Annotated in this window: 16 protein-coding genes; 10 read left to right on the plus strand and 6 right to left on the minus strand. The window is 70.3% G+C overall.

Annotated elements, in window-relative coordinates:
• Window positions 1-3: 3 nt before the first annotated feature.
• Window positions 4-684 (plus strand): DUF4191 domain-containing protein, encoded by a 681-nt coding sequence (locus AB0J42_RS23930; protein ID WP_364297928.1) that lies wholly within the window; start codon window positions 4-6, stop codon window positions 682-684.
• On the plus strand, window positions 684-1,448 hold the full coding sequence (locus AB0J42_RS23935) for a methyltransferase domain-containing protein (protein WP_364297930.1): 765 nt from the start codon (window positions 684-686) through the stop codon (window positions 1,446-1,448). The genes AB0J42_RS23930 and AB0J42_RS23935 overlap by 1 nt, the downstream gene beginning before the upstream one ends.
• A gap of 139 nt (window positions 1,449-1,587) precedes the next feature.
• On the opposite strand, the gene AB0J42_RS23940 is transcribed toward AB0J42_RS23935, so the two are convergent.
• On the minus strand, window positions 1,588-2,049 hold the full coding sequence (locus AB0J42_RS23940; RefSeq protein WP_364297932.1) for an RDD family protein: 462 nt from the start codon (window positions 2,047-2,049) through the stop codon (window positions 1,588-1,590).
• A gap of 89 nt (window positions 2,050-2,138) precedes the next feature.
• On the opposite strand from AB0J42_RS23940, the gene AB0J42_RS23945 reads away from it, so the two are divergent.
• Together AB0J42_RS23945 and glnA are read left to right on the plus strand one after the other, a co-directional pair.
• Entirely contained in the window at window positions 2,139-2,441 is a 303-nt protein-coding gene (locus AB0J42_RS23945; protein ID WP_364297934.1) for a hypothetical protein, read from the plus strand.
• An 85-nt stretch (window positions 2,442-2,526) separates the two neighbouring features.
• The gene (gene glnA, locus AB0J42_RS23950) at window positions 2,527-3,951 is read left to right on the plus strand and encodes a type I glutamate--ammonia ligase (protein ID WP_364297936.1); all 1,425 of its coding nucleotides are present in this window, start codon (window positions 2,527-2,529) and stop codon (window positions 3,949-3,951) included.
• Window positions 3,952-4,008: 57 nt separating this feature from the next.
• On the opposite strand, the gene AB0J42_RS23955 is transcribed toward glnA, so the two are convergent.
• The gene (locus AB0J42_RS23955) at window positions 4,009-4,770 is read right to left on the minus strand and encodes a hypothetical protein (RefSeq protein WP_364297938.1); all 762 of its coding nucleotides are present in this window, start codon (window positions 4,768-4,770) and stop codon (window positions 4,009-4,011) included.
• A 314-nt stretch (window positions 4,771-5,084) separates the two neighbouring features.
• Between AB0J42_RS23955 and AB0J42_RS23960 the strand changes: the two genes are divergently transcribed.
• The gene (locus AB0J42_RS23960; protein WP_364297940.1) at window positions 5,085-6,299 is read left to right on the plus strand and encodes an FxsB family cyclophane-forming radical SAM/SPASM peptide maturase; all 1,215 of its coding nucleotides are present in this window, start codon (window positions 5,085-5,087) and stop codon (window positions 6,297-6,299) included.
• On the plus strand, window positions 6,296-7,633 hold the full coding sequence (locus AB0J42_RS23965; RefSeq protein ID WP_364297942.1) for an HEXXH motif domain-containing protein: 1,338 nt from the start codon (window positions 6,296-6,298) through the stop codon (window positions 7,631-7,633). Before AB0J42_RS23960 ends, AB0J42_RS23965 begins: the two co-directional genes overlap by 4 nt.
• Here the strand turns inward: AB0J42_RS23965 and fxsT (AB0J42_RS23970) are convergent.
• Together fxsT (AB0J42_RS23970) and fxsT (AB0J42_RS23975) are read right to left on the minus strand one after the other, a co-directional pair.
• Complete coding sequence (gene fxsT, locus AB0J42_RS23970) at window positions 7,596-10,046, minus strand: FxSxx-COOH system tetratricopeptide repeat protein (RefSeq protein ID WP_364297944.1); 2,451 nt, start codon at window positions 10,044-10,046, stop codon at window positions 7,596-7,598. The two genes, AB0J42_RS23965 and fxsT (AB0J42_RS23970), sit on opposite strands and share 38 nt — an antisense overlap.
• Before the next feature lie 407 nt (window positions 10,047-10,453).
• Window positions 10,454-12,979, minus strand: a complete 2,526-nt coding sequence (fxsT, locus tag AB0J42_RS23975; protein ID WP_364297946.1) for an FxSxx-COOH system tetratricopeptide repeat protein — start codon at window positions 12,977-12,979, stop codon at window positions 10,454-10,456.
• 269 nt (window positions 12,980-13,248) lie between these two features.
• Between fxsT (AB0J42_RS23975) and fxsA the strand changes: the two genes are divergently transcribed.
• Genes fxsA through AB0J42_RS23990 form a run of 3 tightly spaced genes read left to right on the plus strand, consistent with a single transcriptional unit; the run spans window position 13,249 to window position 16,366 of the window.
• Complete coding sequence (gene fxsA / locus AB0J42_RS23980; RefSeq protein WP_364297948.1) at window positions 13,249-13,434, plus strand: FxSxx-COOH cyclophane-containing RiPP peptide; 186 nt, start codon at window positions 13,249-13,251, stop codon at window positions 13,432-13,434.
• Window positions 13,435-13,487: 53 nt separating this feature from the next.
• Window positions 13,488-14,381, plus strand: a complete 894-nt coding sequence (locus tag AB0J42_RS23985) for an SIR2 family protein (protein WP_364297950.1) — start codon at window positions 13,488-13,490, stop codon at window positions 14,379-14,381.
• Window positions 14,378-16,366 carry a tetratricopeptide repeat protein gene (locus AB0J42_RS23990; protein ID WP_364297952.1) on the plus strand — a complete coding sequence of 663 codons (1,989 nt, stop codon included), beginning with the start codon at window positions 14,378-14,380 and terminating at the stop codon, window positions 16,364-16,366. Before AB0J42_RS23985 ends, AB0J42_RS23990 begins: the two co-directional genes overlap by 4 nt.
• Here AB0J42_RS23990 and AB0J42_RS23995 read toward each other — a convergent pair.
• Complete coding sequence (locus tag AB0J42_RS23995) at window positions 16,326-16,658, minus strand: hypothetical protein (protein ID WP_364297954.1); 333 nt, start codon at window positions 16,656-16,658, stop codon at window positions 16,326-16,328. The genes AB0J42_RS23990 and AB0J42_RS23995 overlap by 41 nt on opposite strands.
• Before the next feature lie 228 nt (window positions 16,659-16,886).
• Here AB0J42_RS23995 and AB0J42_RS24000 point away from each other — a divergent pair, with 228 nt between their 5' ends.
• Complete coding sequence (locus AB0J42_RS24000; RefSeq protein WP_364298026.1) at window positions 16,887-17,435, plus strand: cupin domain-containing protein; 549 nt, start codon at window positions 16,887-16,889, stop codon at window positions 17,433-17,435.
• Here AB0J42_RS24000 and AB0J42_RS24005 read toward each other — a convergent pair.
• The gene (locus AB0J42_RS24005; RefSeq protein ID WP_364298028.1) at window positions 17,432-18,268 is read right to left on the minus strand and encodes a tryptophan 2,3-dioxygenase family protein; all 837 of its coding nucleotides are present in this window, start codon (window positions 18,266-18,268) and stop codon (window positions 17,432-17,434) included. The genes AB0J42_RS24000 and AB0J42_RS24005 overlap by 4 nt on opposite strands.
• Between the last annotated feature and the right edge of the window lie 107 nt (window positions 18,269-18,375).

The raw sequence follows: 18,375 nt of genomic DNA on the forward strand, positions 1-18,375 counted from the left end.
TGCATGGCGAAGTCCGAGGAACCAGAGAAGCCGGGGCGCATCAAGCAGCTCCGCATGATCGCGCAGATCATCAAGCAGTCCAATCCCAAGGGGATGCCGATAGTCTTCCTCTCGGCGGTCGGCACGCTTGCTGTCGTGGTCGTGATCGGCCTGGTCACGGACTATCTGTGGTATTCGATCTTCCTGGGCGTCCTGCTGGCGTTCACCGTCGGCCTGGTGGTGTTCGGGCAGCTCGCGCAGAAGGCCCAGTACGCGCTGCTGCACGGGCAGACCGGCGCCGCCGCCGCCGTCCTGCAGGGCATGCGCGGCAACTGGCAGGTCACCCCTGCCATCGCGGTCAACCGCGAGCAGGACCTGGTCCACATGGTGGTGGGCTATCCGGGCGTCATCCTGGTGTCCGAGGGGCCGGGCAACCGCACCGCCCGCATGCTCGCCGCCGAGAAGAAGCGCATCTCCCGCGCGGTGCTCGGGGTGGAGATCTACGACATCCAGTGCGGTGACGGCGAGGGCCAGGTGCCGCTGGCCAAGCTCCAGCGCCACCTGATGAAGCTGCCCCGCAACCTGAAGAAGCCCGCGGTCAACGAGGTGAAGGACCGCCTGCGGTCCCTGCCGAAGAACCTGCCGATGCCCAAGGGCCCGATGCCCAGGGGCGCCCGGATGCCGCGCGGCCCCAAGATGCGCTAGTGCCGTCGCTGTCGTCGCGGGCGAACCGCGGCTGGTGGGACGGCAACGCCGACGACTACCAGGCGGAGCACGGCGCCTTCCTGCGCGACGCCGGCTTCGTGTGGTGCCCGGAGGGGCTCGACGAGGCCGACGCCCGGCTGCTCGGCGAGGTGCGCGGGCGTGACGTGCTGGAGATCGGCTGCGGGGCCGCGCAGTGCGCCCGCTGGCTGGTCAGCGAGGGGGCGCGGGTCGCCGCCTTCGACCTGTCACGCGGCCAGCTGCTCCACTCCCGCCGCATCGACCAGGAGAGCGGGCTGCGGGTGCCGGTGGTGCAGGCCGACGCCGAGGCGCTGCCGTTCGCGGCGGAGAGCTTCGACGTGGCCTGCTCGGCGTTCGGGGCGCTGCCGTTCGTGGCCGATCCGGGGGCGGTCTTCGCCGAGGTGCGCCGGGTGCTGCGGCCGGGCGGCCGGTTCGTGTTCTCGGTGAGCCATCCGATCCGGTGGGCGTTCCCGGACGATCCCGGGCCTCGGGGGCTGACCTCCGATCGCTCGTACTTCGACCGCGCCCCGTACGAGGAGCGCGACGAGCACGGCACGCTCACCTACGTCGAGCACCACCGCACCCTGGGCGACTGGGTGGGCCTGATCGCCGGGTCCGGGCTCGTCCTCACCGGGCTGGTGGAGCCCGAGTGGCCGGAGGGCCACGAGCGGGTGTGGGGCGGCTGGAGCCCGCTGCGCGGCCGTCACCTGCCCGGCACCGCCATCTTCAGCTGCGCTCGAACCTAGCGGCCACGGCGTGGAAGGCCGCCTTCGGCTCTCGTCGAGCATCCGGACGATCCCGCAGGAGCCGAGGTCTGCGGCGCTGGTCCCGGTGAAGCCGGCCCGCCTCCTCGACTGTGAGGGACGCGTGAACCGGACGCGGGTGTCACATGCGGACGACCATCGTGTTGGAGATGCGGTCGTGCATGCCCCGGTTGTCGCGGTCGAAGAGGACCGCGGGCAGGGCCAGCACCAGCAGCACCGTGCGCACCAGCACCGGGAGCCAGCGCGGGTCGCCGCCGTCCATCGCCGCCACGCGGATGCCGGCCAGCCGGTGGCCGAACGTCTGCCCCATGATGCCGACCAGGACCAGGTACTGCACCGCGAAGACGAGCGCGGGCACCCACGGCTGCTCGGCCGGGTTGGTCCTCAGCAGCAGCTGCGCGATGGCCCACGTGCAGATCAGCCAGTCGATGACCAGGGCGGCGATCCGGCGGCCCCAGCCGGCGATGGATCCGCTGCCCTCCTCGGGCAGCCCCAGGCGCTCCCCCGGGTAACCGAGATCGACTCCGGCGGACCGGAGACCGCCCAGCCAGGTCTGCGTCCAGCGCGGCTCGTTCCTGCTCATGCGTCAACCGTATCCGCCACTGCCGGTGGTCGGGATCGTGACCCGGCCGGGCTTCCGTGCCGCGCGGGTTTCGGCGCATGATGGAGGCCATGCCGTACGGGGACGACTTGGACGCGCGCTTCCACGAGCTGGTGGCGCAGTTCAGCGAGGAGGAGCGCCGCCGCCTGAGCGCCGCGGCGAGCAAGGGCGTGCGCGCCCCGCGGCGGCGCCGTCGCGTGGGGCGGATCTGGTACGCGGTCGCGGCCGTGCTGGCGGTGGTCCTGGCGGCCCTGCTGATCGTCGTCTTCCGGCCCGGTCTCGTCTCCCCCTCCCCGGAGCCGGCCCCCGAGCCGACGGCGCCGATCCTGCACGCCCTCTCTCCCGGCCCGTGGCCGGACGTGAACGGCGCGTAACACCCGCGAAACAGTCGAGACACCGGGCGGAAACGGCCGCGCCGTACTTTCTGGGGTGTCAGCCCGTCCCCAGGGAGGTTCGAGAGTGTTCAACTCCGCCGACGACGTCCTGAAGTTCATCAGGGACGAAGGGGTGCAGTTCGTCGATGTCAGGTTCACGGACCTGCCGGGGACGACGCACCACTTCACCTTTCCCGTCGAGAACTTCTCGGCCGCCGTCTTCTCCGACGGTCTCATGTTCGACGGCTCGTCGATCCGTGGCTTCCAGGCGATCCACGAGTCCGACATGCTGCTCCTGCCGGACCCGTCGTCCGCCGTCGTCGACCCGTTCCGCCAGCACAAGACGCTCAACATCAACTTCTTCGTCCACGACCCGCTGACGGGCGAGGCCTACAGCCGCGACCCGCGCAACGTCGCCCGCAAGGCCGAGGAGTACCTCAAGGGCAGCGGCATCGCCGACACGGTCTACTTCGGGCCCGAGGCCGAGTTCTACATCTTCGACGACGTCCGCTTCGAGACGAAGTCGAACGCCGGCTACTACTACATCGACTCCATCGAGGGCGCCTGGAACACCGGCAAGGCCACCGACGGGGGCAACCTGGGCTACAAGCCGCGCTACAAGGGCGGCTACTTCCCGGTGCCGCCCATGGACCACTTCACCGACCTGCGCTCGGAGATGGTCCGCAACCTCATCGAGTGCGGCATCGAGGTCGAGATGCAGCACCACGAGGTCGGCACGGCCGGCCAGGCGGAGATCGACTTCAAGTTCGGCACGCTGCTCAAGACGGCCGACAACCTGATGCTGTACAAGTACATCATCAAGAACACGGCCATGGAGTACGGCCACACCGTCACGTTCATGCCCAAGCCGATCTTCGGTGACAACGGCTCCGGCATGCACTGCCACCAGTCGCTGTGGAAGGACGGCTCGCCGCTCTTCTACGACGAGGTCGGCTACGCGGGCCTGTCCGACACCGCCCGGTACTACATCGGCGGCCTGCTCAAGCACGCCCCGTCGCTGCTGGCCTTCACCAACCCGACGGTCAACTCCTACCACCGCCTGGTGCCGGGCTACGAGGCGCCGGTCAACCTGGTCTACTCGCAGCGCAACCGCTCCGCCTGCGTCCGGATCCCGATCACCGGCTCCAACCCGAAGGCCAAGCGCATCGAGTTCCGGGTGCCGGACCCGTCCTGCAACCCGTACTTCGCCTTCTCCGCCATGCTCATGGCCGGCCTCGACGGCATCCGCAACAAGATCGAGCCGCCGGAGCCCGTCGACAAGGACCTGTACGAGCTCCCGCCGGAGGAGGCCCGCTCGGTGCCGCAGGTGCCCGGCTCCCTCACCGACGTGCTCAACGCCCTGGAGGAGGACCACGACTACCTGCTCGAAGGCGGCGTCTTCACGCCCGACCTGATCGAGACATGGGTCACCTACAAGCGTGAGAACGAGGTCGACCCGATCCGGCTGCGCCCGCACCCGCACGAGTTCGAGCTCTACTACGACGTGTGACCGGTTACCGCGCGATGACCTGCCTGGGGTCGTCGCGCGGTTTCGTCTGGTTCTGCCTCAGTTCCGTTCGAGCGGCGAGCACCGCTTCGATTGCGGCCTTGGCGTCGGCTCCCTCAGGAATCGAAGGCCCGTGGGAAGGTCCTGCACCTTGCTTGGCCGGCAGCGGCTTGGTTCCTCGCGGCGCTGGACGAGTGGTACATGACCACCTTCTATCCGCAGATGAACATCCGGATCGACGCCTTGCCCCTCTTTGCGCTGATGGTTATCACTACCTTGTCTTGTGTTCCAATGGCGTTTCTTCGCCGACACACGACCGCATCGGAGCCACTTGTCGCAGAGGGCTCCTGACGAAGTGGCAGGCGAGAGTTCGAGCTCTCCTACGACGTGTGACCGGTTACCGCTGCCTGGGGCGTCGCGCGGTTTTCCGTGCCTGCCGGGCCTCAAGTCGAAGTCGGGGAAGACGAGTTCATCCTGCGTGGCCACCTCCTCGGCGGGCGGTGGCTCGATCTCGACCGCGTCGCCCCAGCCGGAGAAGCGCATATCGGCGGTCACGACTCTGCGCACCTTGACGTTCCAGGGGGAGTCGGGCTCGAAAAGGCCCACCCACAGGCGCGGATTCAGCTTGTACAGATTGCCGATGGTGGTGCTGCCCTCATACAGGGTGGTGCGCGTGCCGTCGTAGACGCCGGCGGGCCGCTTGACCTTCGTGGTGGACAGCACGTGCCGGAGGGTGGCCGGATCGCTCAGCCTGATCTGCCCGCATTCCAGGGACAGATCATTTTTCCTGGTATTCAGAATCCAGGACTTGCCTGCCGGCATGTAGTCAGGAGGGTCGGGATACCAGCCGTAGGGCTGCCGCTTCAGCGCCGCGACCGGTCGGGACGGGTGACGGCCTCGGCGGGCGCGCCGGCGACCGAGACGGATGCCGTCAGCGCGAGAGCCAGCCCGATCGTCCGTCGCCTCATGCCTGTGCACTCCTCCGCTCGGTTCTTCCGCGCCGTCCGGAACGGAGGCCGCGGGAGATCTCCGCCGATGAAGATCTCAGCGCTGTCACGGGCAGGGCGTCGCGACCCGTCTATGATCTTCGTGTCAATTCCGGGCGGCGCGTACGCTCGAGCGATAGTTTCGCTCGTGTGGCACGCACCAACGCAACATGGCTGGGGAAGGCCGATCCCGAGGTCTCCGCCCATCCTCCGACAGGCTGGCAACCTTGGCCTTTGTGCCAATTCATCCTAAAAGTACACAGCAGGTGTGATCTGCGGTGTGATTACTGTTATGTCTATGAAATGTCCGATCAAAGCTGGAAATCGCGGCCGCGTCGGATTTCGAAGACAGTCGTCGCCGACACAGCGGCCCGGATCGCCGAGCACGCCCACACCCACCGCATCCCCGCCGTCCACGTGATCCTGCACGGCGGCGAACCGCTTCTCGCCGGCGCCGACCACATCGCGCACACGGTCCGCGCCATCAGGCAGGCGCTTGATCCCGGCATCCGGCTCGACGTCAGCCTGCAGAGCAACGGCATGCGCCTCGACGAGGATTTCCTCCGGCTCTTCGACGAGCTCGGCGTGCGCGTGGGGCTGAGCCTCGACGGCGACGCCGAGGGTCACGACCGCCACCGCCGCCGCGGCGACGGACGGGGCAGCCACGCGGACGTCGTTGCCGCGCTCGACCTGCTCACCGGGCGCTACCGGCACCTGTACGGCGGCCTGCTCTGCACGGTCGACCTGCGCAACGATCCGATCCGTACGTACGAGGCGCTGCTGGAGTCCGGGCCGCCCAGGATCGACTTCCTGCTGCCGCACGGCAACTGGGAGGAGCCGCCGCCCGGGCTCCCTGCCGACGGCGCGACCCCGTACGCCGACTGGCTCATCCCCGTCTTCGACCGCTGGTACGCCGCGCCCCGGCGGGAGACGGAGGTCCGGCTCTTCGCGGACATCCTGCGGCTCCTGCTGGGCGGCCGGTCGTCGGGCGAGGCCGTCGGGCTGAGCCCGGCGCGGATGGTCGTGGTCGAGACGGACGGCACCATCGAGCAGTCCGACACGCTGAAGTCGGCCTATCCGGGCGCGCCGGTGACCGGCTTCCACGTCTCTCGCGACAGCTTCGACGCCGTGCTGCGCCATCCCGCCGTCATGGCCCGCCAGCTCGGCCGCGACGCCCTGGCCGGCGAGTGCCAGTCCTGTCCCATCGTCCGGGTGTGCGGCGGCGGGCTCTACGCCCACCGCTACCGTCCCGGCAGCGGTTTCGGGAACCCGTCGGTCTACTGTCACGACTTGTTCCGTCTCATCACCCACATCCGCGGCGTGGTCGAGCGCGACGTCGCCGCCCTTCTGGAAGGTCGCCGATGATGCTCAAGCGCCATGTCGTACCGGAGAGGCTCTTCGAGGCTCTGGGCTCGGGCGGCGGCGGTGCCGAGGCAGCCGGGTTCCTGGCGCGGGCGCAGTGGAGCAAACACGTCCTGCTCGTGTACGGGGTGTACAGCGCCGCGCGGGCGAGCGGGCACGCGGAGGCCGACGCGGCCGCTCGGGCGTACCGGCTGCTGGAGGAGGCCCAGCGGCACGACGGGAGCGCGGTGGAGGCGGTGCTGCGCCATCCGGCCGTCGGCGCCTGGGCCTGGCGCACCTACCACGCGCTCGCCACGTCGAAGGGCGGCCACTCCCCCGCCCGGCTGGCGGCCGTGGCGGCCGCCGCCGCGGTGCGCTCGGGGATGGACTTCTCCATCGAGGTCCCGGCCGAGGACGGCTGGGTCATGCTGCCCTCGCTCGGCCGCGCCGCGTGCTCGGGTGACGTGGCGCTGGTCCGGCGGTCGGGCGGGCCGGCCGAGGTGCTCTGCGAGGGTGAGCGGGTGCGCGTCCCGGATGACCCGCGGCACGACGGACCGGGGTGGGAGGCGCTGCGCCACCTAAGCGCCGAGTCGGGCGGCCGGAAGGTCACGCTCTGCGTCGACGACCTCGACCCTTACCGCATGCCCGAGGCGCGGCTGGCCCAGGAACGGCTGTCCGCCGGGCAGCTGGAGATCTGGCAGTCCTGCCTGCGGAGCGCGTGGGAGCTGCTGGTCGCCGAGCACTGGACCATCGCCGGGGAGGTGTCCGTCGCCACCCGCGTGCTGACGCCGCTCACGGACGTCCCCGGCGACCAGATCAGCGGCAGCTCTCGTGAGGCGTTCGGGTGCGTCGCGATGTCGACGCCGCCGGACGCCGTGACGTTCGCGCTCACCTTCGCGCACGAGGTCCAGCACGGGAAGCTGTCGGCGCTGCTCGACGTGGTCCCGCTGATGCTGCCGACGCCCGGCGAGCGCTACTACGCTCCCTGGCGCGACGACCCGCGCCCGCTCGGCGGCCTGTTCCAGGGCGCCTACGCCTACGTGGGCGTGAGCGGCTTCTGGCGCAGACAGCGCCGGCTGGAGCGGGGCGAGGCGGCCGTGGCCGCGGAGGCGGAGTTCTTCCGCTGGCGCGAGTCGGCCGAGGAGGCGACCCGGGTGATCGCCGGGAGCGGCAGGCTGACCGCGCCCGGCGAGCGCTTCGTCTCGCGGATGGCCGCCACGCTGGCGGCCTGGCGCGACGAGAAGGTGTCACCCGAGGCGGTCGAGAAGGCCCGTCGCGACGCCGCCGCCCATCGCGAGCAGTGGCGGAGCCGCAACGGCGTCACGCCGCCGTCTCCAGGCGGAGTGACAGTTCCCTGATGAACTCGCGGGCGTCTCCCCAGTAGACGCTCGCCCGCATGTTCTGCCGGGAGATCCGGGCGAGGTTGTACTCCTTGGCCGTCTCCTCCATGCCGCCCGAGTCGGGGTCGTGCAGGGCGACGATGTTCCTCCTGGGGGCGGTGATGCCCGACAGGAGGGACATCAGCAGCTCGTACGACGCCGAACGGGGGTTGTAGCCCAGGATCAGGAACGGGTAGGTGACCAGTGCGCCGACGATGTCGGCCGACCACTTGCCGTACTCGGCCCGCATGCATCTGAGCCGGTCGCCCTTCGTCAGCACCAGGGTGTCGGGCAGCTCGTAGGTCCCCGCCAGGTGGCAGACCAGGGGCCGTTCGGGGGTGGGCGCCACGACGGGGTCGTCGGCGAGGGGCTCCGGCCGCCACGGCGGCACCCGGATGAGGGGTTCCCGGCCGGCCTGGAGCAGCGCCCGGGTCAGCCGGTCGTGGAAGCAGGTCGTCAGGTAGGAGGTGGCCGGGATCTTCGCCAGGAAGGCGTAGGGGTCGTCCTCCTCGTCCGGCCGTTCCGCCTCGTCCCGCAGGTCGGCCAGCACCTCCTCGGCCAGGTCCGTCCGGTCCGGCAGCGTCATCGCGAAGTCGAGCACCGACTCCAGGTTCCAGGCGTCGGCGTACGGATAGCGCAGCCTGCCCGCCCATTCCCAGCTCAGCGCGCGCATCCGCGCGGCCGTCCGGCGGGAGACCTCCGCGCCGACGACGGGCGTGCAGTCGCCGGTGGCGATCTGGTAGATCAGCCGCGTCCAGTCGTCGTCGTCCATCTCCCTCGCCAGGGCGGAGTCCCGCCGCGCGGGCCTGGCGGGGGCGGGGTCGCTCGCCCGCCGCGGGGCGGCCTGACCTGTCCCGGCGGGCGGGGAGGTGAGCGCGACGCCCGCGTACCGCTCGGCGCTCTCGTGGTCGCCGATCTGCCGGAAGTAGCGGACGAGCCGGCCCGCGAAGACGCGGACGTCGTCGTCGGTGCAGCCGGCCAGGTCCGAGGCCTCGGCATGGCCGGCGAGCTCGGCGAAACGTGGATGGGTCGACCGGTCCTCGGGGTCGCCGCAGTCGGCCCCGGCGAGCATGCGGTGGACGTCATGCCGGACGCGCTCGCGTTCGTCCTCGGGCAGCAGCTCCTTGACCGTGGACTGCAGCAGCCGGTGGAGCTGGACGGTTCCGCGGCCGGCCAGGCGGATGAACCCGTACCGGGTCAGCGTCCTGATCGCGTTGTCGGCGAGCACCGGGTCCCGGAACACGCCGGCCGGTTCTCCCGGCAGCGGCAGGGCGTTCTGGAGCAGCAGGTCACGGGTGATCGACTCGGGCCGGAGGAAGGCGCAGCGCTGCAGCAGGTGCAGAGCGTCCGGGTGACTCCGGCGCAGCGTCTCGAAGCCCAGGCTCCACGCCGACGCCGCACCGCGGCCGTAGTCGACGGGCGGGTGCTTCTCCAGCATCCGCACCGGCTGGGACCGCAGCAGCGAGAGGTAGGCGCGCGGCGCCAGGCCGGAGCCCTTGATGTAGGTGCCCGCCTGCACGATGGCGAGCGGCAGGTCGCCGAGTTCCTCCGCCACCTGGGCGGCCTCCTCGGGGGAGATCCCCGGCACGCGCCTGGTGAGCAGTTCGACGCTGTCCTCCCGCTGGAACACTCCGACTCCGACGGTGTCGGCCACCTCGTCCCAGGTGGGGTCCCGGCTGGTGATGAGCACGTGCCCGCCTCCGCCGCGCGGCAGGAACGCCGCGAGTGTCGAGGGGTGCTCGGCGTTGTCGAAAACGAGCAGCCACGGCCACGAGGCCGGGTCCTCCCGCAGCAGGTCGAGCGTTCCCGTGACCAGTTCCGCCTCGCTCAGGCCGAGGTCCAGGCGCCGGCCGAGGGCGGCCAGGTCGTTCCTGACGAGGCTCGGCTGCTCGGCCCTGATCCACCAGACGGTCGTGTACCTGGACGCGCGGCGGTGGATGTACTCCGAGGCGAGCTGGGTCTTGCCGTGGCCGCCGGGGCCCAGGAGGCAGACCGGCCAGTCCGTCTGGTCGGCCATCTTGGCGTCGAGTTCCCTCATCAGCTCGCGGCGGCCGGAGAAATGGCCCCTGACCGGCGGTGCGCCGCCGCCCAGGATCCGCGGGCGGAGGTCCTCCCCCTCGTCCTGGGGCTCGGGCGCGCGGTTCATGGCCGCCGACACGTTCCGGTGGCGGATCAGCCACTCGCCGATGAACGCCTCCTCGTCGTCCGTCAGCCGCACCGCGTGCTCCTGTCCGTACGCCAGGCACGCGCGCAGGTAGGCGTCGACCAGCGGCCAGGACGGCGGGCGGCGGCGCTCGCCCTCCAGCATGCCGTGCACCGTGCTGGTCCGCAGCCGCTCCGGGTTGAGCCGCTGCAGCTCCCGGTAGGAGGGCCCGCCGGCTCGCGCCCGCACGTCCGCCAGCGCGGCTATGAACGCTTTGAGTGATTCTTCCCCCTCAGAATGCACCGGCGCCGTCTCCCCCTTCACCGGGTCCGAGAGTGTCCGTACCCGTTCGGAATCGTCCGCTTTTCTCAAGAGAATCACCTGGTGAACGTGCCGATATGTCTTGACCCGTATGGCATCGGCCCAGGTCGTTGTGGGACAGCACGGCGCTCCGGTCTTCTGGCTTCATCCACGACATCAGGAGAAGAAATGTGGCATGAAGCCGTCCTCGCGCTCTCCGCCGTTTCCCTTGTGCTCGGCGCCCTGCGTTGCCTCGTGCTTTTCCTCGGTCTCCGGCTCGCGTTACGAGACGCGCGCCTGGCGGACCGCCCCCGCGTGTACCGTGATTTCGCCAAGGCACTGAGCAACGAGCCTCCTCAGATGGGCGGCGGGTCGAAGTCGCAGTTCATCCTCACCCGCTCCACCAGGGCCAGGCGGGCGTCGGGATGATCGACCGTCATGCTGCCGGCGTAGCCCCGCCGGGCCTCCTCCATCAGCTCCTCCGCCTCCGTGGTGAATCCCGAGGCGGCGACGTCGAGCGCGTGGTTGGTCATGCAGGCGAGCAGCAGCGGATAGCTGCTCTTGAACAGCCGGCGCAGTCTCTCCAGGGTGTCGCGGCCGAGTTCCCTGGCCTCCTCGACGCGGCCCAGCGCGGCCAGGTCACTGGCGAGGTTCACCGCGCAGGCCAGGGAGTAGTGATGATCGCGGCCCAGCAGGTTGTCGAGCCCGGCCAGGGCCGCCTCGTCGGTGTTCCTGGCGGCCTCGGCGTCGCCGCGCAGCCGCTGCAGGATGGCCAGGTTGGTGGCGCAGCCGTGGACGTACGGGTGGTCCTCGCCGTAGAGCGCCTGGTAGCGGGTCAGCGCCTGCACCGCGATGTCGTGGGCGTCGTCGAGGTCGCCCGCCGAGCGCAGCGCGTTGGACAGGTTGCTGGCGGCGGCGACCGTGTCGGGATGGTGGTCGCCCATGATGCGTTGCAAACGGGTGTGCACGTCCATGGCCAGTTCGAGGGAGGCGTCGAGGTCGCCGGCCCTCCGCCGGGCGATGGACAGGTCGCGGGCGGTGCGCAGGGTCCACAGGTGCTCCGCGTCGAGCTCGTTGACCCCGAACGCCAGGGCGTCCTCGCCGAGCGCGACGGCCTCCAGCGCGTCGCCGTCGAGCCGCACCGCCCGCGCCAGACCGCTCCAGGCGTTCAGCACGTCGGCCTCGCCGACCGGCGTCCGGCTCTGGCTCTGCTTGCGGTGCACGAACTCGTACAGGTTGCGCGCCTTCACGTACTCGCTGCTCAGGCAGTAGTCGATGGCGAGGTTGTTCATGACCCGCAGGGTCGGCACGGCCTCCTCCCCGAACACCCGCGCGTGCTGGTCGCGCAGCCTCTCGTCCAGCTGCCTGGCCGCCGACCAGTCGCCGACCGCCCGCAGGTCCGCGGCGAAACCGCTGCTGAGCACGAGCGTCTCGCGGTCTTCGGCACCGAGGACGTCGGTCATCTTGGCCAGGGTGGCGCTGTCGAGCTCGTACGCGGCCTGGTACTCGCCCAGCTCGCGGATGATGCCGCCGAGGTGACGGCGGACGATCAGCACGTCCGGGTGGTCGGGCCCCGACACCTCGCTCCACCGCGTCACGAACCGGTCGGCGAACGAGCGCGCCGACTCGTAGTTGCCTGATCGGTACAGGTAGTACACGATGTCGCGCACCGTGCTCCGCACCGCCGGCTCCGAGCAGTCGGCCAGGTCCGAGGGCAGGATGTGAGCGATCAGCTCGTCGTAACGTGACCAGCTCGCCCTGTCGTCGGGCGACTTCGGCGCCGCGCCCGCCAGGAGCAGGTGCACCTCGTGCCGGTAGCGGGCCCGTTCGTCCTCCTCCAGCTCGTCGCGGAGCAGCGCCTGGACCAGCCGGTGGACCTGGATCGTGCGCGCCTGGGAGTCGATGGTGGCCAGCGCGAACCGGCCCAGCTCCCTGATCGCCCGGGTGAGCCGGATGGTGTCGCCCAGGATCTCGCCCAGTTCGGGGTCGGTGACCTCGTGGCCGGCCAGGCGGAAGACGTCGCGCGGAATCGGCTCCGGGCCGAAGAAGGCGCAGCAGCGCAGCACGTCCACGGCCTCGGGGAGCTTGCTGCGCAGCTGGGTGACGGAGAGCGCCCAGGCGGCGGTCATGGACATCGGATACTCGGACGGCTTGTTCTCCCCGAGCAGCGTGCTGGTCTGCTCCTTGAGCGCCTCGAGGTAGTCGTCGACGGAGATGCCGGTCTCGCGGTGCAGGGCTCCGGCCTGCTCCAGCGCGAGCGGGAGGTCGCCGAGCTCTTCGGCCAGCCGGTCGGCGTCGCGCTCCGACAGCGACGCGCGCGTCGACAAGAAGGCGATGCTCTCCTCACGGCTGAAGACGTCGACCGCGACGGTGCTGACGATGCCCTGCCAGCGGTGGTTGCGCGAGGTGATGATCACCTGGCCCGGCCCCTGAGGGACCAGGGACTTGATCTCTTCCGGCTGATCGGCGTTGTCGAAGATCAGTAGCCATCGGTCGTAGGGCTCGCCCCGCCGCAGGGCGTCGAGGACGGCGTCGGCGGCGTCCTCCGCCCCTCCCCGGGTCGCGGCCTGCAGGCCGAGATGCGGCGCCAGGCCCGCCAGCGACGACTTGACCAGGATGGGCTGGTCGGCGGGGATCCACCAGACGACGTCGTACTCGGACTTGTACCGGTGGGCGTACTCCACCGCGAGCAGGGTCTTGCCCACGCCTCCCATGCCGTGCAGGGCGTGCGGGACCACCGCCGTCACCTTGCGGGACAGGCCTTCGTGCAACCGTTCGAGCAGGGCCGAGCGACCGGTGAAGTTGACGTTGCGGGACGGGACCCTGCCCCAGACCTCTGGTGTGCGCGCAGTTCTGACCGGCCTTTGCCGCGACTCCGTCACGTCATCGCCTTCCGTGGCCCGATATCCAGCAATAACATCTTAATGGTTTGGGGGCACGGGAAACATAACGTCATGGGCACTCATCATGCCAGGCCCCACCGACACCCCTCAGGGGGTAATAACGATTTACTTCACCTTTGGGACGGTACATAAAGGGTTGAGTCGATGGAGCACTAAGCTAGGTCCGGATTCGAGCCCCGACCGGTCCTTGCCATAGGGTCAGGAGCGACATCCGCCGGTAATTTGGACAAAGCTAGTAAGGGGTCCGAATGAGTGACGAACGGGACGAAAGCGGTCTCGTCGATGTGGGCGATCTGACGCTCAGCGACCTCCACGGGCTGAACGAATCAGCGTTGAACCACGCCCTGCGCGCGTTGCTGCGGGCGAGCGAGGAAGCCATGGGGCCCATCGCCGGCTTCAGCCAGAGCATCGACGGACTCGCCCCGGATAGCTGAGAATAGGGTCGCACCTCGCTCCACACCGCCGCCGTGCAGGAGAAGGGCGCCCTATGAAGGACAAGGACTGGGCCCGGTTGATCGACCAGATCCGCACCGGTGACTGCACGCCGTTCATCGGTGCGGGAGCGGGCGAAGGCAGCCTCGTGCCCAGCGGCGAGCTGAGCCGCCGGTGGGCCACCCGCTTCGACTACCCGTTCACCGACGACGGGGATCTGCCCAGCGTCATGCAGTACGCGCGCAGCGTCGTCGGCGACTCGGTCGCGCTCAAGCGGACGATCGGCCGGGAACTCACCGCGATGGGACCACCCGATTTCACCGCCCCCGGCGAAATACACTCATTCATCACCCAGTTTCCCATCCCGGTCTTCCTGACCACCAATTACGACGACTTTCTCTTACGGGCGCTGAAAGGCCACGGCAAGGAACCGAGCGAGGCGATCTGCCCCTGGCACGAGGGAGTGCCTTACGATCGCGAACTGTTCGAGGAAGGCGTGGGAGCGCGCCCGGACGCCAGCCGGCCGGTGGTCTACCATCTGCACGGCAGCACCCGCGTCCCGTCGTCGATCGTCCTGACCGAGGACGACCACATCGAATATCTCGTGCAGCTGACGACGGCGCGGACACTCCACAACCGTCACGTCATCCCGCCCGTCATTCTCGACGCTCTGGCGAACAGACCTCTGCTCTTCCTCGGATACACCCTGAACGAATGGACGTTCCGCGTGCTGTTCCATGGGCTGATCCGGCGCTATCCGGCCATTCGGCGACGACGTCATGTCAGCGTTCAGCTCGCCCCCTCGCATGAGGACGTGAAACCCGGCGCGGAGGCCCGCGCCAGAGAATATCTCGACCGGTATTTCGACGGCTGGGAGGTCTCCGTCTACTGGGGCACTCCTCGCCAGTTCTGTGCGGAGCTGGCGCGGCGGATGGGGACCACGACGTGACCGCTTCCCAGACTGAGCCCTATGTCGGACTGCGTTCGTACTCCAGGGAGGACCACGCGCGTTTCTTCGGCCGCAGCGGGCGGGCCTACGAGCTGGCGGTGAAGTGGCAGGCGCACCGCCTCACCACGCTGTACGGCCCCTCGGGTGTGGGCAAGACGTCGGTGCTGGAGGCGGGGGTGCTGCCGATGCTGGCGGCGCAGCGCGTGGACGTGCTCCCGATCGGCCGGCTGTCACACGGCTCGGCGTTCCCGCTGGCGGCCATGCCGGAGCGCAATCCCTTCACCTCGGCGCTCCTGTCGTCCTGGGCTCCCGGCGAAGCGCTCACCCGGCTGTCGGGCCTGACCGTCAACCAGTTCCTCCGGCGCCGGGGTCCCCGCCTCGACCCGTACGGCGACCCCGTCCCGGTTCTCATCGCCATCGACCAGGCGGAGGAGCTGTTCTTCGACTTCCCCCACCGGCAGGCCTTCCGCGACCCTTTCATCGCGCAGCTCGCCGAGGCCCTGGACGACAACGAGGACCTGCGGCTGCTGCTGTCCATCCGGGAGGACTACCTCGCCCGGCTCCTGGAGCACGAGGAGCGGCTGAGCGGCGGCGGGCCGCCCTCGGCGGTGAGGCTGACGCCGCTCCGCGAGGACGAGGCGCTGGCGGCGGTCAGGGAGCCGCTCGCCGGCACCGGCCGCTCGTACGCGCCGCAGGCGGCCGAGACCTTGGTGAGGGAGTTGCGCACGGTCCGGCTCCAGGGCGCGAGCGGGCCGACCTCGTACGTGGTCGACTCCGTGGAACCGGTCCAGCTCCAGATCGTCTGCTCCTCGCTGTGGAAGTCGTGCCCGCCGGACGTCACGGTCATCACCCCCGAGTACGTCGAGCGGCACGCGGACGTCGACCGCTCGCTGAGCGACTTCCTCAGCCGCGCGCTGGAGGAGATCGCGCTGGAGCACGACCTGGCTCCCGAGCAGCTCAGCGAGTGGTTAAGGGATACGTTCGTCACCGACCTCGACACCCGGGGCACCGCGTACGAGGGTGAGACCCAGACCGCCGGGATGCCGAACAGCGTGGTGAAGGCCCTGGTCGACCGGCACATCCTCAAGATCGAGGTGCGCGCGGGCTCACGCTGGTGCGAGCTGCAGCACGACCGGCTGCTGCAGCCGGTGCTGCGCGGTCACGTGGGCACCGCGCGGGCCAGGCCGGGCACTGGGCAGGTGCCCCGCAGCGCCCCGGATTTCCTGCGCGTGGCGGAGCAGGTGCTCGCCGACGGCGACCTGGCGCTGGCCGAGGAGCACGCCCAGCGGGCCAGGCGCCTGTGCGGCGAGGACGATCTGCGCACGCTCGCCGAGATCGAGTCCTTCCTCGGCAACCGCGCCTACGAGCGGGGCGACTGGCCGGCGGCCGAGGCCTGCTACAAGCGGGCCAGCCAGGTGTACGAGCGGCTGCGTGACACCGCGGCGGTGGCCCGGTCGCTGGCCGCCGCCGGCCGGGTGATCCTGCACCAGGGCCGGACCGGCGAGGCGGTCGACGAGCTGCGCTCGGCCGTGCAGCGGGTGCCGGAGGACCTGAACGTGCAGGTCGAGCTGGCCGTGACCGTGTGGCACGCGGGCAGCCCGCAGGCCGCGCTGCCCATTCTGCACAGCGTGCTCTCGGTGGACGGGGGCACGCCTCTCGCGCTGCAGGCCCGCGGCGAGATCCTGGCCGACCTGGGGAGGCCCGCACACGCGCTGCGCGATCTCGACCGGGTGCGCGACCCGGAGGAACCGGCCACGCTCGCGGCCCGGGCCCTGGCGCTGGCCGAGCTCGACCGGGTGCCGGAGGCGGTCGCGGAGCTGGACGAGGCTCTGACGGCGGGGCGCGACCAGGGGCTGGTGGCCTATCTCTGCGCGCGGGCCCTGCACCGGATGGGGGACCGGGAACGCGCGGACCAGGTGGCCCGGGCCGCGATCCGCCCGCCGCTCACGTCGTACCAGCGCCGGATCCTCGCGGACCTGCACTAGAACCGGCGCGCGGCAGCAGCGCCGAGAACGAGAATGCCGCGCCGGCCACGGCGCATCCCAGCGCCAGGAGGAACAGCGTGCGAGAGAACGCGGGCGACCACTGCAGCATCATCACCCCCAGAAGGACGCCGAAAAGACTCATCAGCAGTTGCCCCACTCCGTAATGGCGGGGCTTGCGCACCCAGCGCTTCCCGACGATCAGACGGGGAAGCCGGTTGGTCGCCAGCATGTAGATTCCGAGTGCGGCCGGGATGTAGCTGACCGCTAACACCCACGCCCCCATGTTGTCCATCAAGTCACCTCTCGGTCGCGTGGGGAGATCGCTCTCCGGATCATCCTGCCGGACCGTACACCTGGCGATCAAGGCCGGGCAGCCGGGGTAAACGGTTGGCCACGGGACCTTCAGTGAAATATGTTCATGCTGCTGAAACGTCCAGCCCAGGCATCCCGGAGGTCATCGGTGGCGTCGTCGGCAGGCAGGTCCCCGGGCGAGCCCCGTCAGGAGCTCGTGGGCGCGCGGATGCGTCAGTTCCGCAAGGAGCGCGGGATGACGCTGCGCGGCCTGTCGGCCCGTTCCGGGCTGTCGATCGGCTTTCTGTCCCAGGTGGAGCGGGGCATCTCGACCATCGGGCTGGTGGCGCTCAACAGTGTGGCGGCGGCGCTGGAGCGGGGTGTCGCCGAGTTCTTCGAGGACGCGCCCGAGCCGGAGCGGGACGCCCAGCGGCTGCCGGGGCATTTCACGCTGACCCGGGCGCAGACGGCGGCCACGGAGTACGTGTCGGGGGCGCAGACGTACCGGATGCTCTCCTCGCGCGGCCCCAGCCTGGTGCTGGAGCCGCTGCTGGTGCACATCGCGCCGGGCGGGCGGCGGGAGCCGGCGTACGGGCACGCGGGCGAGGAGTTCGCGTACGTGCTGAGCGGGGAGCTGCTGTTCGAGGTCGACGGGGTGGAGCACCGGCTCTACCCCGGCGACAGCGTCCATCTGCGTTCGACGGTGCCGCACGCGATGTACAACGACACCGACGAGGTGACGACGGTGGTGTCGGTGGTCACGCCCCGGCTGTTCTAGACGAGGGTGCGGGCCGACCAGAGCTCGGGGAAGATCTCGCGCCGCAGGGTGCGTTCCAGCCAGCTCGCGCCGCTCGACCCGCCGGTGCCGGTCTTGGCGCCCATCGCGCGGCGGACCATCGTGAGGTGGAGGGTGCGCCAGCGGGTGAAGCCTTCGGAGAGGTCGGTCAGCGCCTCGGCGAGCTCCCACAGGTCGTCGCCGGGGCCGTGCTCGGTGTAGACGCGGGCCCAGGCCTTCTCGACCTGAGGGTCGGGCCGGTACGGCTGGGCCGGGTCGCGGGCGAGCGTGGTGGCGGGGATGTCGTATCCGCGCCGGGCCAGGACGGACAGGACGACGTCGTACAGGCTGGGCGCCCGCAGCGCCGCCAGCAGCTCGCGGTGGGCTTCGGGGTTGCCGCGCTGCACCTGCGCCAGCGACGGGGTCTTGTCGCCGAGCAGGAACTCGACCTCCCGGTAGAGCGCCGACTGGAATCCGGAGCCTTCGCCGAGCGCGGGGCGGAAGACGTTGAACTGGCGCGGCGTGAGGCGGTTCAGCGGGCGCCAGGCGGCGTTCACCACGTCGAGGTAGGCCGCCGCGCGGGCGATCGCGGCGGTCGCGGCGGGTACCTCGGACGTGCCGAGCAGGCGGGCGGCGAGCCGCAGCTCGGTACGGACGAGGCCGAAGTACAGCTCCATGACCTGCGTGGTCACCAGGAAGGCGGGCTCCTCGGGCGCGTCGGTGCGGGGACCGGGGAGCGCCCGCAGGGTCGCGGTGCCGACGTACTCGTCGTACGGGGTGGCCTGCGCGAAGCGCAGCTTGGGGGTCACCATCACGTCCTCCTCGTTCACCTCCATGTTCACCCGGACGGCAGGGTGATGAAATGGTGATTTGAAGGTGTTTCGGCGAGATGGCTTTCCGTTCGCGAGGCGGATCGGCTTTTCGCCTTCAGTGCTGCCGAGAG

Source organism: Nonomuraea sp. NPDC049649 (assembly GCF_040675175.1).
Taxonomy (GTDB): domain Bacteria; phylum Actinomycetota; class Actinomycetes; order Streptosporangiales; family Streptosporangiaceae; genus Nonomuraea.